Source organism: Bartonella sp. WD12.1, assembly GCF_002022415.1.
Lineage (GTDB): Bacteria > Pseudomonadota > Alphaproteobacteria > Rhizobiales > Rhizobiaceae > Bartonella.
The window spans coordinates 1,422,467-1,436,981 of sequence record NZ_MUBG01000001.1; the positions used below are offsets into that span (position 1 = coordinate 1,422,467).

At 39.0% G+C, this 14,515-nt stretch carries 11 protein-coding genes and 2 pseudogenes; 6 read left to right on the forward strand and 7 right to left on the reverse strand.

All coding sequences use genetic code 11. The annotated features are described in order from the left end of the window. Positions 1-12: 12 nt before the first annotated feature. The 4 genes and pseudogenes from BWD121_RS06455 to BWD121_RS06465 form a co-directional block, all read right to left on the reverse strand. A pseudogene (locus BWD121_RS06455) lies at positions 13-1,855 on the reverse strand (ABC-F family ATP-binding cassette domain-containing protein). Then, positions 1,855-2,250 (reverse strand): glycine zipper domain-containing protein, encoded by a 396-nt coding sequence (locus BWD121_RS06460; protein ID WP_078663834.1) that lies wholly within the window; start codon positions 2,248-2,250, stop codon positions 1,855-1,857. Before BWD121_RS06460 ends, BWD121_RS06455 begins: the two are co-directional and overlap by 1 nt. Before the next feature lie 1,022 nt (positions 2,251-3,272). Next, positions 3,273-3,434: a hypothetical protein gene (locus tag BWD121_RS08325; protein WP_158078257.1), complete on the reverse strand. Its 162-nt coding sequence runs from the start codon at positions 3,432-3,434 to the stop codon at positions 3,273-3,275. A gap of 83 nt (positions 3,435-3,517) precedes the next feature. After that, positions 3,518-4,174: a thiamine diphosphokinase gene (locus BWD121_RS06465; protein WP_078663835.1), complete on the reverse strand. Its 657-nt coding sequence runs from the start codon at positions 4,172-4,174 to the stop codon at positions 3,518-3,520. A gap of 148 nt (positions 4,175-4,322) precedes the next feature. On the opposite strand from BWD121_RS06465, the pseudogene BWD121_RS06470 reads away from it, so the two are divergent. After that, positions 4,323-5,860 (forward strand): annotated as a pseudogene (locus tag BWD121_RS06470) (M48 family metalloprotease). Between the two features lie 141 nt (positions 5,861-6,001). Here the strand turns inward: BWD121_RS06470 and BWD121_RS06475 are convergent. After that, positions 6,002-6,913 (reverse strand): RNA polymerase factor sigma-32, encoded by a 912-nt coding sequence (locus BWD121_RS06475; protein ID WP_078663836.1) that lies wholly within the window; start codon positions 6,911-6,913, stop codon positions 6,002-6,004. Between the two features lie 517 nt (positions 6,914-7,430). Between BWD121_RS06475 and BWD121_RS06480 the strand changes: the two genes are divergently transcribed. From BWD121_RS06480 to BWD121_RS06490, 4 genes are all read left to right on the forward strand, one after another. Beyond that, positions 7,431-8,636, forward strand: a complete 1,206-nt coding sequence (locus tag BWD121_RS06480) for a hypothetical protein (RefSeq protein ID WP_346418147.1) — start codon at positions 7,431-7,433, stop codon at positions 8,634-8,636. Further along, the gene (locus BWD121_RS08700) at positions 8,555-9,046 is read left to right on the forward strand and encodes a hypothetical protein (protein WP_346418148.1); all 492 of its coding nucleotides are present in this window, start codon (positions 8,555-8,557) and stop codon (positions 9,044-9,046) included. Before BWD121_RS06480 ends, BWD121_RS08700 begins: the two co-directional genes overlap by 82 nt. Positions 9,047-9,067: 21 nt before the next feature. Then, positions 9,068-9,406: a ferredoxin FdxA gene (gene fdxA, locus BWD121_RS06485; RefSeq protein ID WP_078663837.1), complete on the forward strand. Its 339-nt coding sequence runs from the start codon at positions 9,068-9,070 to the stop codon at positions 9,404-9,406. 307 nt (positions 9,407-9,713) lie between these two features. Next, positions 9,714-10,298 (forward strand): CarD family transcriptional regulator, encoded by a 585-nt coding sequence (locus BWD121_RS06490; RefSeq protein WP_078663838.1) that lies wholly within the window; start codon positions 9,714-9,716, stop codon positions 10,296-10,298. Positions 10,299-10,687: 389 nt separating this feature from the next. Here BWD121_RS06490 and rpmF read toward each other — a convergent pair whose 3' ends face one another. Then, positions 10,688-10,867, reverse strand: coding sequence for a 50S ribosomal protein L32 (rpmF, locus tag BWD121_RS06495; protein ID WP_004857790.1), 180 nt, complete (start codon positions 10,865-10,867; stop codon positions 10,688-10,690). A gap of 680 nt (positions 10,868-11,547) precedes the next feature. Here rpmF and BWD121_RS06500 point away from each other — a divergent pair. Further along, on the forward strand, positions 11,548-12,450 hold the full coding sequence (locus tag BWD121_RS06500) for a polyprenyl synthetase family protein (RefSeq protein ID WP_078663839.1): 903 nt from the start codon (positions 11,548-11,550) through the stop codon (positions 12,448-12,450). Positions 12,451-12,578: 128 nt separating this feature from the next. Here BWD121_RS06500 and ispG read toward each other — a convergent pair whose 3' ends face one another. Next, positions 12,579-13,820 (reverse strand): flavodoxin-dependent (E)-4-hydroxy-3-methylbut-2-enyl-diphosphate synthase, encoded by a 1,242-nt coding sequence (gene ispG, locus BWD121_RS06505; RefSeq protein ID WP_078663840.1) that lies wholly within the window; start codon positions 13,818-13,820, stop codon positions 12,579-12,581. Positions 13,821-14,515 lie beyond the last annotated feature (695 nt).

Below are 14,515 nucleotides of genomic sequence, written 5' to 3' on the forward strand. Positions count from 1 at the left end.
TTAAGCAATGCGTTAACTTAAGCAATTGTCTTTTTCAATAGCTTCACGTAAAAGTTCAAGATCCAACCACTCTTCTTCTTTTTGTGTGCACAAATTCTTTTTCTCTTCCAATGCCGCAGATAAATACTCAAAACGAACCTGATCACAGTTATAAAGTGCAGGATCAGACAATTCTTTTTCAAGGTTTCTGATCTCATTTTGCAAAAGCGTTATGTCTTCAGGCAAGTGCTCCAGCGCATAAACTTGCTTATAAGACAATTTGCGCGTCGTCACTTTTGAGGAAGAAGCTGTTTGTTTTTTCCGATCACGTGCAATAGGCTTTTGCAATTCTTGACGCTGCGAAAGCTCAGCGTGCTTTTTTGTGCCATCATATCACTATAACCACCAGCATAGAGGGTCCAGTGCCCATTACCTTCAGGTGCCAAAACATGAGACACGGTTCGATCTAAAAAATCCCTATCATGGCTAACCACGATCACTGTCCCTGCAAAATCAGCAATAAGTTCTTGGAGCAAATCCAATGTTTCCATATCAAGATCATTGGTTGGTTCATCTAAAATCAAACAATTTGCAGGCTGTAATAAAAGCCGCGCTAACATTAAACGGGCTCTTTCCCCCCCTGATAATTCCTTAATAGGGGTATAAGCTTGCTCGGGTAAAAACAAACAATCTTTAAGATAAGAAACAACATGGCGCTGTTGCCCATTAATGAGCACACTATCACCCCTGCCACCTATTAAATAATGTGCTAAAGTTTCTTCCTCATTTAAAATCCGCTGTTGATCAAGCAAAGCCATGGCCACATTAACCCCATGCTTAATCACCCCACTGTCTGCCAACTCGCGACCAATCAAAACAGAAAGCAGCGTCGTTTTTCCAACACCATTGGAGCCTACAATACCAATCTTGTCACCACGCTGCAGACGCAATGAAAATCTTTAACAATAACGCGCTCACCATAAGACTTAAAAATCCGCTTTGCTTCAAGCACCAATTGACCACAATCTTGTCGTTCAGAAACCGCAAAAAGCGCGTGCTCTGCAGGCCCTTTATAGCCTCGATGAAGCTTTCGCATCTCCTTTAACGCACCCAAACGCCGTTCATTACGCTTGCGCCGTGCGCTTACTCCATAGCGTACCCATTGCTCTTCACGAACAATCTGACGCTCCAATTTATGATGATCACGAGCCTCTTTTTCCAGCTCTTTATCACGCCAACTTTCAAATGCAGAAAAACGCTTTTCAACCCTTTTAGTCACACCCCGATCAAGCCATACTGTCGAATGTGCCACCGTTTCTAAAAATCGCCGATCATGCGAAATGACAACAATAGCTGAACGTAAAGAACACAAAATACCTTCAAGCCACTCAATGGTTGATACATCAAGATGATTCGTCGGCTCATCTAATAAAAGAATATCTGGCTTTGCTGCAATCGCCTGCAGCAAGGATACACACCGCTTTTCTCCACCAGAAAGCGTTGCTAATTTCTCAGTCCCTACAAAACCAAGATCTCTAAGAAGGGTCTGCACCCATTGAACATCATACCCATCGTTTAAACCAGCCTCTACACAAGTATAAACATCATCACCCCCTGAAAAATCAGAATCAACTCCTGAAAAATCAGAGCTTTGTGATACATAACGCATACAAGCACGGGGGTGGTGAAAAATTTCACCCTCACTGGGCTCTAACAGACCAGCTGCAATTTTTAAGAGCGTTGACTTTCCACACCCATTGCGGCCAACAAGTGCAATACGCTCCCCCTGCCCAACCGATAAGCAAGCCTGATTGAGCAAAGGGGTTGTTCCGAAAGTTAAAACAATACGATCAAGTCGTAAAAGCGGTACACCCATTAATAAGGTTGTACAGGTTGTGGGCAAGGAGCCTGATAAAGCTGACCTCTCACATCACGATAGGTGCATAATTGTGGTACAGGTTGCGGACAAGGAGCTTGATAGAGTTGACCTCTCACATCACGATAGGTGCACAATGGTACCTGCTGCTGAGACATTTGCTTTTGCTGTTTTTTCTGAACAGCAGCAGCACCTGTTACTGTACCTGCAATAGCACCAATTGCTGCACCTGGAACCGCTCCAGAACTGCTTCCACTAATCGCTGTGCCGGCCAAAGCACCTAATGCAGCACCACCAACACCATATCCTGCAACTGTTTGTTCGTTCGTTGTACAAGCTACCGAACTTACCCCAACGATTGCAACAACCGTCATTGTTAAAATTGATTTTAACATATCAAAAACCCTTTCTTTGTTAAAAACAAAATAAAGTTACATGCATCTATCAACCCTTACCCTTTTTGCTCTCACTATTTTATTCTTATACATTGAAAAGAGCTTCGTAGAATAAGTATAGATATTCATAATATAACTTTGCTATACCATAAATGGCAATAAAAAGTTCTACAAATACAATTAGCTTACAATGCTATAAATCATAATAATATGAATATTGCACCAGGAGCCACTTTTAAAAAAACTCTTGAAATTTCTGTATCTGCTTAAAGCACCCTCAACCAAAACATTCATAGGGCACCATGAACACTATAATCTGCAATTTATATTTAGTTGTTGTATAAATCACTCAATTCAACGATTGAAACAACTACCATTTGTTAAAACTGATTTTAACATATCAAAACGCCCTCCTTGTAAAAATAAAACCATACGCTTTATTAGCGCTTATCTTTAGGCCCCCACTATTTTATTTTATGGATAAGAGAAAGCTTGGTGGAATTAAATATAGATGCTCACTCTATTAATTTTGCCACACTATAACATGGCAAAAAAGCTCACAAATACAGTTAATTCGCAACAGCACCAATTGCTGCACCAAAAGCCGCTCTAAGAGAAGTTTTGCAGGAATCTGCAACCCCTGTAAAACTATTTATTTTAACATTCTAGAGCTATATGCTTCAATCTGTTCTTCAGTAGGATGATTACAAGCCACTACACTCAAACCAACGATTGAAACAGCTGTTAATGCAAAAATTGATTTTAACATATTAAAACCCCTTCTTGTTACAAATAAAACAAAATTACACCCCATCAGCACATATCTTTCTGCCCCCGCTATTTTATTTTATGCATTAAGAAGAGCTTTATGGAATTAAGTATAAATGCTTATAATATAAGTAATATACTATAGATTTCGGTAATATAGTCTCCACATTATAAATAGCAATAAAGAGCTGCATAAATATTTAGCATTCAGCCCAAATTGCGCTGCACTCACAGCTATCGCAAATTTTTCTAAGTTATCTCCAAGAATTATCTGTCCTATTACAAATGCCTGACCCCTGACTAACTGACAAATCACTAAAAAGAGCCTCTAACAATTCTGGATCAACGCGCCTACAAGCCATCGAACCTAAACAAACAACTAAAACAATGACCATTGTTAAAATTGGTTTTAACATATCAAAGCCCTTTCTTGTTAAATACAAAATGAATTCATATGTTTTATCAGTCCTTATACCCTTGTATTTTCGCTATTTTATTCCTATACACATTCAGAAGAACTTTGCGAAGCAGGTATAGATGCTAATATTATAGCTCTGCCATAGTATAAATGACAATAAAAAGTTCCACACACACGGTTAGAAAGTGTCAAAGAAGACCCAAAAGACACATTTTGGTTCAAAATGGGCCATTGAACACCTGACATCGTTAAACCTTGCAAATCAGAAAATCCGATAACACTTAGCAGACAACCGTCAGGTAAATCACATGAAAAAGGCTTTGACACAATCGGCCATCCTTCTTCGCGACCACTGGTCAACAAAACTGAAATACCTTGCTCTTCCATGGCTATTGCTTGTGTCATATGAGAAAGACTATGATCACTGCGCTCACCTCCAAAAGCACCGCATAAAATAAGCCGTTGAGCTCCCTCGTGTAGAGCTCTCTGACATGCTAATGCACCATCTGTTGCATCTTTATCGGCAGGAAAAGCTTCACAGGGAACATCACCATATGTGTGCAGTAAAGCCTGATCACAAGAATCAAAATCTCCTAACCAAAGTTCAGGTACCACATTTAATGCCGCAGCATGGCGCATTCCCCCATCGGCAGCAATGACTCGACTTTTGTGAATTTGGTTGAGCAAACGATTAGTGACAAAAATATCTCCATTTAACAATATTGTAAATGTTGTCATGACATATTATGCCTTTCATAAAGCTTCTTTTATTATCATTTCTATAAGCTATCATCATAAAGAAGCCAAAAGGATCCTCGATTGTAACAAAACAAATACAATACACATGAAATTTTTAAAGAAAAATATTCAACAAACAAGGTGTGCAATGATCCAAGGCGTCAGATTTCTGATCCAAAGCATCAGATTTTTTCAGCAAATAGGCGTTTTTAGCAAAATCTGGTCAATAGCGATCATAAGCTTCTTGTTTTTATTGTCTGCATGTCACACTGCTTTCCAAGTGAACAATAAGCTTCATTCCTCCCGCTCTTCTGTTACAGAAGAGCATACTGGTGAAATAGTCGACCAAACCAACAACAAAAATGATCTCTATACAACATTGGGCGCTACATATCATTCACGTATTTTGCAAACATATGGTGGTCAATATTACAATCCAAAACTTGAACACATGTTAGCAAAAATCGTAAATAGACTGACAGCTGCTTCACAAAATCCTGACCAAACCTATCATGTCACTATTTTAGACACAGAAAATATCAACGCATTTGCCCTTCCAGGTAGCTATATTTACGTCACCCGTGGCATGTTGGCATTAGCCAATGACACTTCAGAAGTTGCAGCAATCTTAGCCCATGAAATAGCACACATTACAGCCAATCATGGCATCTTGCGTCTTCAAAAAGAAATTGAGCTAAAACTTGCAGATCATGCTGCTACAAACATACTAGAGCATTCTAGCACCAAATTGCACAATATTTTGAAAGATAAGAAACAACTAGCGCAATTTACGCGTAGTCAAGAACTCCAAGCCGATTCAATTGGGATCGAAATGCTTAACCAAGCTGGCTATGATCCATTTGCATTTCCACGCTTTCTAAAATCAATGGAAGCTTATAGTGATTTTCGCAATAGCGCATCATCCACAAATGTTTCACTTGATTTTTTGGCAACCCATCCAACCACTCCACAACGAATCCAACTTGCTATAAAAAAGCTCATGAAATCAGTACACCTAACATTGGAGAAACCGATCGTGATAGTTTTTTAAAATATATTGATGGTATGATTTTTGGTGGAAACCTTCACGAAGGATATATCCGAGGAAACCAATTTATTCATCCACAATTGCATATAGCTTTTTCTATCCCCAATAATTTTACTATAAACACGTCAGGGTATGCTGTTGTCGCCAGTGGCCCAGACAAAACCGCCATGCGTTTTGATGCAGTACCTCTGCCTGAAAACATGTCTGCTAGTGATTATCTAAAAAGTGGATGGGTCGCAGGGCTTGACCAAGCCTCTGTTAAGCCCATCACTATTCAAGGTTTAGCCGCAGCTTACGCCCACGCATCCAATGAACATTGGCAATTTGATGTTGTTGTCATTCCCATTAAAGACCAGGTCTTGCGTTTTCTCACTGCCGCCCCTCATCACCCTCAAAACTTTAATCACATTACCAAAAGCACAATCAAAAGTTTTCATTTACTTTCATCGCGAACGTTAAGTAAACTCAAACCTCTAAGGCTTCGTGTTATACGCGTAAAAAAAGGAGAAAGCGTCGCAGACCTTGCTGAAAAAATGCAAGATACAGTCCATAAAGAAAAACTGTTTCGCATTATAAATGCACTTTCTCCAACCCAAACTTTACATGAGGGAGAACGTGTCAAAATCATTGCTGAGTAGGTGCAAACATCTCAATTCTTAAAGCAAACTTTTAAGGCTGGTTTGAGCACTTCAAATACCTTACACTAAATACCTTACACTGTAAGCTTAATACCTTACATTTCAAGCGCTTACACTCGAGATTCATTACATTTAAAATGCTTACACTTCATAAGCATCAGCAGGATTAACATTAAGCAAAGCGCAACGCAGCTTTTGTAAAGCACGCGCTTCAATCTGGCGCACCCGCTCTTTTGAAATTCCTAATTTCTCACCTAAAAATTCTAAAGTAGCACTTTCTTCATTTAAGCGGCGGAAACGAATAATTTCAAGTTCTCGCTCATTCAAAATTTGTAAAGCATCATAAAGCCACTGTGTGCGTCTTTGACCATCAATCTCTTTTTCAATTAAAGAATCAGGAAGAGGCTGTTCATCCACTAAAGTATCAATTTTAGTAACTGAATTGTCATCATTTTCAGAAATAGATGTACTCAATGAATTATCAGCACCAGAAAAGCGGAAGTCCATCGTTTCAACATCACTTACTGAAACACCAAGCTTTTCAGAAATGATACGAAAAATATCTTGTTTACTCATGGTGCTATCATCTTGCACCAATTGAGCCCGCAAACGACGAAGATTAAAGAAAAGAGCTTTTTGAGAAGAACTCGTTCCCCCTCGAACAATCGACCAATTGCGCAAAATATAATCTTGAATAGAAGCACGAATCCACCATGTCGCATAGGTTGAAAAACGCACATCCCGGTCCGGTTCAAAACGTGCAGCCGCCTCTAAGAGGCCCACATATCCTTCTTGAACCAAGTCACTTAACGGCATTTTAAAGCGTTTAAAACGACTAGCAATTGAAATAACCAAACGCATATGAGCTGCTGCAATTTGGTGCATAGCATTATCATCACGCTTGTCCTTCCAGCGTAAAGCTAAATCATGCTCCTTCTTTTTCTCAAGATAAGGCGCCTGCATTGCAGAACGCATCATATTGCGCCCCAGACTTTTGTCAGCATCGCTATAATTTTTGCTACTTTTGTAAACTGCATTGGAAAGATTACGCATTACAACCCCTGCGATTTAAATTATCAAATTTGGTTTGATAACGGCCCACTTGCTCTCTCATATAAAAGAACGTAAAAATTGTTTATTGCGTATATACTACTTTAACGTGTAGTTTGCAACTTATAATTGTTTTTATTGTGAGAACCCAATTTATATGATGAAAACTTAAAGGGTGAAGTGCAATAAAAAATAGAGAAAACCTCGCCCTCAACAGTAAAGCAAAGCGCTCTCTCCTCACATCTTTATCGCTACAAAAACAAGGCTATGAAGAATGTAAAAAACACAGATTTTTTTTGTTGAAGGATTCATAAATTGTTGTTTATGTTGGAAGATCCATCTTTATGCTGGCGCTCTTTTAACACAACCTATACTTGTGAATATATACATGCAAAGGGTCTAGCTGAATAAAGCAAAGAAGAAATTTTCAAGCAAAAATGATGCAAAGACACATTAAAAACTACAAGAATGATTGAAGAAAGCGCAACAAATGTGCTAGAGAAACGGCACAGATATTAAAGTGCCCAAAACACATCTTCTTGCCCATAAAAAGCCGAGAAAGAAAACAATGATGGATAGCGAAACTGTTCACAAGAATGATCTTCGTGTCGAAAACCCTGAAAATAGCAGATTTGAGGGATTGCGTTTTTATGCCCATAAAAGCGACACAGATACAAAAACTGAAACACACAATACAATAGATAATGAAGATTTAGCCACCGCCTTTGCTCAACGTGTTACACGTTTTTGCGCTTCAGCTAATGGCGATTTTACCCTTAGCTCTAATGGAATTGTACGCTGGATCGGCCAAGCAGTGGCACAATTAGCCTCAACTGATAATATTTTAAAGCCCAAGCTCATTCTCTTAGCAGATGCACAATTAACTGGAGAAGCCCGCGATAAAGTGGTCGCACGATTGGAGCGTTTTGTAACTTTCCATTTTGAAACAGCCTTAAAACCACTTTTCGATTTACGTAATGCTGATACTTTGAGTGGACCAACACAGACTCTTGCTCTACAACTTGTAGACAATTTGGGCATTTTACCGCGTCGAAAAGTAGCTGAAACTGTCAAGAATCTTGATCAAGAATCACGTGCCGTTCTACGACAACTAGGAGTTCGTTTTGGCGCTTTTCATATCTACGTCATAGGAGTGCTCAAACCTACTGCAGCCCAAGCGATCACACTTCTTTGGAGCCTTCAGAAAGAAGAGCATGATCAAGTTGGTTTAAGTGAAATTTTAGCCGCTTTAACTGCTGGGCGAACTTCACTGATTATTGACCCAACATATAATCCTCAAATTTATCATCTCGTTGGCTATCAAATTTTAGGGCAGCGTGCTGTACGCATCGATATTTTAGAACGTCTTGCCAACCTTATTCGCCCTGCACTTCATTGGAAGCCAGGTATAGAGCCCAAGCCTGAAGGTGCCTATGATGGCAAAAGTTTTTTTGTCACACCAACGATGATGTCCATTCTTGGTGCCAATAATACAGACATGAAAGAAATTCTCAAAGGTCTTGGTTATCAATCACAACCCAAAAGTAGCGCTGAACTTCAAAAAGAGCTTACACACAAAGAATCCCGTGAAAATGATTTGATAACAAAAGAGAACTATCCTGCAGCAGAATTTGTGGGCAATCAATGGCAAGACATCCTAGCATCAGACACAACACAGGAAGAAAAAAGACTGCATCTATTTGTATTGAAGAACCATCTTGCATAAAAGATCATTTACCAGCTGCTGAACCTGATTTACCAGCTGCTGAACCCGTTGGTGCTTTTGCACACCAAAACTGTGTAGCAGCAGAAGATAAAATTGTTTTATTATGGCGTTATAATTATCAGCACAATCGCCATAGCAATCGCGGTAAATCCGATCAAAAACGGCAAAACAAGCATAGAAAAACTTTCAAAAAAGAAGCAAGTACAAGCAAAGTCCCCTTCAAAAAAGAGGCATCACAAGCCACTTCTGCCCATAAATATACTAAAACACCCACTCAATACACAAAGAACAAACCATCTCAGACGCGAAAAACCCCTGATCCTGATTCACCTTTTGCAAAATTAGCAGCGCTTCGTGACCAACTTCAAAGTGATAAGGATGTACATATCATTCCCTTTAAAGATCATTAAAATGGGAAATGGAGTTTAATCTTGGCCTACGTTGTAACCGACAATTGTATCCAGTGTAAGTACACTGATTGTGTTGAAGTTTGCCCCGTTGATTGTTTTTATGAAGGTGAAAATATGCTTGTTATTCACCCTGATGAATGCATCGACTGTGGTGTATGCGAACCAGAATGCCCTGCTGAAGCCATTAAGCCTGATACAGAACCAGGACTAGAAAAATGGTTAGAACTCAATCGTGAGTATGCAACTAAATGGCCCAATTTAACCACCCAAAAAAATCCTCTTCCTCAAGCAAAAGAAATGGATGGTGTTCCCAATAAATTAGAAAAGTATTTTTCAGAAAATCCAGGAAGTGGTGAATAATAACTCCATAATGTATTGTTCTCTTTTAAAAAAAACTTAGATTATTTCATGTAATAACAAAAATCTTGAGTGAAATGATTGATTTTTTTCATTTTAAATGTTAAAAATGTCTTAATAAAGCCATTTTGCTAAGTATTTTGTTTTGCTTTTTTATAAAGTGAAGTGTTTTTTTATTTGTAACTGGAAACACTCAACTTTTATGCTATATCAGCGAGCATAATATGCATAAGTTGCAGAAGACTCTAGTTTTCAGGCGTTTTAACTTGTTCTCCGACATCATTGTTGGTTACAAAGGGAGTAAATTAATATGGCGTCCCAGCAAAAGAAAACCTCTAGTGTTAAAGGGTTTTCAACCTCTGAATATATCGTCTATCCCACACATGGCGTGGGGCAAATTATAGCAATTGAAGAGCAGGAGGTTGCAGGGCATAAATTAAAGCTTTTTGTCATCCACTTTGCTAAAGATAAAATGGACGTAAAAGTGCCAGTTGCAAAAGCGCTTTCCATTGGAATGCGTAAATTATCTGAATCTGATTCTGTTGAGCGTGCATTAAAAACCCTACAAGGGAAAGCACGTATTAAACGGGCTATGTGGTCACGCCGTGCTCAAGAATATGACACAAAAATCAATTCGGGAAATCTTGTCTTCATCGCTGAAGTAGTGCGTGATCTTTTTCGTTCAGAATTACAATCTGAGCAATCTTATTCCGAGCGCCAACTCTACGCTGCTGCACTTGATCGAATGGCCCGTGAAATTGCTATCATCAATAACCTTTCTGAAACAGAAGCCATCAATTTGATAGAGACGCACCTTACCAAAGAATCCAAGCGTAAATTTAAAGCTGGAATCGATAAAGAAAAAAATGATAGCAGTGCTGTCTATGCCGCGTGATAAACTATAAGCACTGTATAACAAAAAGCATCACAAGAATATACTAAAACCCGTGCACTCTTTATTTTATGAGCACGGGTATGTCTTTTTTTGCTTAACACAAAGCCTGCTAGAAAATAAAAACACTCGTAAAAAAGTACTTCTAAAGCGCTCTTTATTGAGCGCACAAATAGCTTTCTTCAAGCGCCTTTCCACACACAAAGAGCTCAACATACACGCGCACGCGTTGCTGCAAAAGCCCTTGCTTTATAGTAATCTAATTTATCGGTAATTTTATACCCCACTTAAAAGCCTTACGCCTCAACAATGAGACTTGTTTACAAGAAACATTAAAAAACTCCCCGTTATTCATCCACTCTATTGGATTATCGGGAGTGAAATTTTAGCACTTAATCTTTAGGGGGTAAAACTGAACGCCCGCGATACATACCTGTTTTTAAATCAATATGATGAGGGCGACGCAATTCACCAGAATTCTTATCTTCAATATAAGTTGGTGCTTTCAAGGCATCAGCCGAACGGCGCATACCCCGCTTCGATGGAGAAGTTTTTCGTTTAGGTACAGCCATAAAGAGATACTCCAAATAGACTCGAAAAAGAACAAATAATACTTAAACAATAACACTTGTTGTCATTTTTATGCCATTTTTGACAACAGTAATGTCACTTTTGACAATAATGTTATAGCTTCCTATACACTGATTAAAATCTTTTGACCAGACTTTCGTTTAATTTTTTATCTGATTTTACAAGTGTACCTAAACATTTTTAATAAAAACAATATCGGTTAAGCATTAAAAAGAGAAAATCATTTTTCAACAAGCCGGGTTAAAAGCAAAAAATGATCTGTAGATTTGTAGATTAATGCGAATAATCCCAATAAAGTTCTTTTAAACTGGTTGCAAGAATTGTGACTTCCCTTAAACAAAACAGATCAACCCTACTCCCTAAAAAACTAAACATATATTATAAATAAGCACAATCTTTTTCCCGCTTATAGCTACCTATCTTTATCAAATCACGCATCATCAAACTGCAAATCACGCATTATCATGTAAAAACATCCAAATAAAAAAGACAAAAACAAAGATCATACTAAACTTGAAGCATCCTCAAAGGCTAGGTACTCAAAACCATCTGACATTATTTTTGTCTGATAGAACTTAAAGATCATTAAAAAACCGTTTCATTCTTCGTTTTCCTATCCTAAAAAGAGCTCACTCATTTTGCAAAAACAAAGGAAGAAACGATGCATGAATTCACGGCCCTTCTTACAAAACATACCCACAATATTGAAAAAAGGCTTGATACGCTTTTAAACTATAAAGCTCAAAACAATGAAATTGTCCGTCCTGAAATCTTAATCAAAGCCATGCGTCACGGCACGCTCAATGGCGGCAAACGCTTGCGTCCTTTTTTAGTTATCCAAAGTGCTGCACTTTTTGACATCCCCCTTGAACAATCTCTTGATATTGGCGTTGCATTGGAATGTGTTCATTGTTATTCGCTTATTCACGACGATCTTCCTGCCATGGATAACGACATACTACGGCGTGGAAAACCCACCGTTCATAAAGAATTCAATGAAGCTACAGCCATCCTAGCAGGCAATGCCCTTTTAACCCTTGCTTTTGAAATTATTGCCCACAAAGCTTGTGACTTGAGCTCCAAAATAAGAATTGACCTTATCACAGCTCTTGCGCAAGCAGCAGGACTTGGTGGTATGCTTGGCGGACAAATGCTTGACCTTGAAGCAGAAAATAAACCACAAGATCATCATGCAATCATCATGCTACAGCGCATGAAAACAGCCGCTCTTATTAGTTTTGCATGCCAAGCGGGCGCTATAATCGGCAATGCTTCTAAAACTCAGATTGAGCAACTTTCCACCTTTGGTACACATCTTGGGCTGGCTTTTCAATTAACAGATGACCTTCTTGATGTCACCATGAGTACCAAAACTCTTGGCAAAACTGCTGGAAAAGATAAAGAAGCAAATAAAGCCACTTTAGTCAGTCTTCACGGGATTGAAGAAACACAAAAAAAACGAGATACACTCATTACTCAAGCAGAAGAACTTCTTCACCCCTTTGGTGATAAAGCTAAACCACTCAAACAAGCAGCACACTTTATTGCCACCCGTAATAATTAAATGCCTCTCCCTCTCTTAAAATTATCGCTTACTCTAAAACGCGTTACACTACTTCAACAACCAAACCACTTCAACAACAAAAGAAAAGCAGAACAAACCACTTGTTTTCCTAGCTCTGCCCAATTTGTCTAGCTCTGTCCAAAACGCGTGTGAATATAATCACCTAATATACCTTCGAACTCTTCAGCAATATGGGGCCCACGTAAAACCTTCACCTTTTTGCCTTCAATAAAAACCGGTGCTGCTGGTTGTTCACCCGTTCCAGGTAGAGAAATACCGATATCAGCATGTTTTGATTCCCCCGGTCCATTGACAATACATCCCATAACAGCCACCTTTAAACCTTCAACGCCAGGATATTTTTGACGCCAAACTGGCATATTCTTGCATAAATCGGCCTCGATTTTTTGTGCCAATGTCTGAAAAACCGTTGAAGTCGTACGCCCACACCCAGGACACGCAGTAACCACAGGCATAAATTGTCGAAATCCCATAACCTGCAAAAGCTCTTGGCACACCTTCACCTCTTGAGTCCTGTCACCTCCTGGCTCAGGTGTAAGTGAAATGCGAATCGTATCACCAATTCCTTGCTGTAACAAAACTCCCAAAGCCACTGAAGAAGCAACAATCCCCTTTGTTCCCATTCCCGCTTCTGTTAAACCCAAATGAAGTGCATGATCACAACGCTTCGCTAAAAGGCCATATACAGTAATTAAATCTTGTACATCACTCACTTTAGCCGAAAGAATAATTTGATCACGCCCCAATCCTAACTCTTCAGCAAAAAAAGCTGACTGCAGCGCCGACTGAACCACAGCTTCCCGCATGACTTCAACAGTCGATAAAGGCTTTTCTTGCTTTGCATTTTCATCCATAAGCCGGGTTAATAACCCCTCATCCAGTGACCCCCAATTTACTCCAATGCGTATAGGTTTATGATAACGGCAAGCCATCTCAATAATTTCACTAAACTGTTGATCCTTTTTTGAACCAAAACCAACATTTCCAGGATTAATCCGATATTTTGACAAAGCCTCAGCACATGCAGGGTGTGCTGCTAAAAGTTTGTGTCCAATATAATGAAAATCTCCCACCAACGGCACAAAAATGCCTAATTGTTCCAATCGTTCGCGTATCTTAGGCACAGCCGCTGCCGCTTCATCCCGATCAACAGTTACCCGTACCAATTGTGAACCTGCACGCCAAAGAGCACTAATTTGCATAACTGTCGCATCAATATCGGCAGTATCTGTATTTGTCATAGACTGGACAACAATCGGGTTATCACCACCAACAATCACATCACCAACTTTGACTCCAACAGATCGGCGACGCTCTAAAGGCTTAGATAAATAATATGGCGTGCTCATCAACTCCCCAATTTTTAAAAATTCACTTTATTTTTTCATCACACAAGTCATCATTATACGACCACAATACTATCCGTATCATAGAATAATTTGAACAAACAAATGAGTCAAAAATTGACTTAAAACAATCCAACACTCGCGCAATAATCAATATAAACCAACAAGTAGCGTTTTTCTCATGCAACTTTTCAATTTTCAAGTCGTTTAACACGTCAGTCTTTCAATAAAATTCTAATTTAGAAGACGCTAACAACACGAAGGAGTCAATCTTATGTGCACATTTCAGTCCCCCTGTTGCAGAGATACTAAAATTAAAAAACATATCGCACAATTAAAAGATGAACTGGTAACAATCAGCCGTTGGCGTCATGATAACAATACTTCAAATACCATTTTTGACCTCTTTGATACATGGAAACAAAAAAGTCGTCACGTTCTTCATCACATTAACAATCACACTGAAGATCTGAAAAAAAGTAAAAGAAAATCCTAAACAACAATCGCACTTATCACCGGTGTTGTTCTAGCAAGCTGCCTGTTGACGCGTAAAATCAAATAATCAGCTCCTCTAAAGCCCGCCCAAAAAGCGGGCATCCCCCTTCTCCAAATCCTAAAAATAACTTACACCCCATATACCATAACGCAAATACTATAAACCCGACGACATCCTCTAATATCAGCAACCCTTTGCTATA

Excerpts from the sequence above, each read along its gene's own strand:
- BWD121_RS06460 (WP_078663834.1), bottom strand. The coding sequence starts at position 2,250 with ATGTTAAAATCAATTTTAACAATGACGGTTGTTGCAATCGTTGGGGTA.
- BWD121_RS08325 (WP_158078257.1), bottom strand. The coding sequence starts at position 3,434 with ATGTTAAAACCAATTTTAACAATGGTCATTGTTTTAGTTGTTTGTTTA.
- BWD121_RS06465 (WP_078663835.1), bottom strand. The coding sequence starts at position 4,174 with ATGACAACATTTACAATATTGTTAAATGGAGATATTTTTGTCACTAAT.
- BWD121_RS06475 (WP_078663836.1), bottom strand. The coding sequence starts at position 6,913 with ATGCGTAATCTTTCCAATGCAGTTTACAAAAGTAGCAAAAATTATAGC.
- BWD121_RS08700 (WP_346418148.1), top strand. The coding sequence starts at position 8,555 with ATGGCAAGACATCCTAGCATCAGACACAACACAGGAAGAAAAAAGACT.
- BWD121_RS06490 (WP_078663838.1), top strand. The coding sequence starts at position 9,714 with ATGGCGTCCCAGCAAAAGAAAACCTCTAGTGTTAAAGGGTTTTCAACC.
- rpmF (WP_004857790.1), bottom strand. The coding sequence starts at position 10,867 with ATGGCTGTACCTAAACGAAAAACTTCTCCATCGAAGCGGGGTATGCGC.
- BWD121_RS06500 (WP_078663839.1), top strand. The coding sequence starts at position 11,548 with ATGCATGAATTCACGGCCCTTCTTACAAAACATACCCACAATATTGAA.
- ispG (WP_078663840.1), bottom strand. The coding sequence starts at position 13,820 with ATGAGCACGCCATATTATTTATCTAAGCCTTTAGAGCGTCGCCGATCT.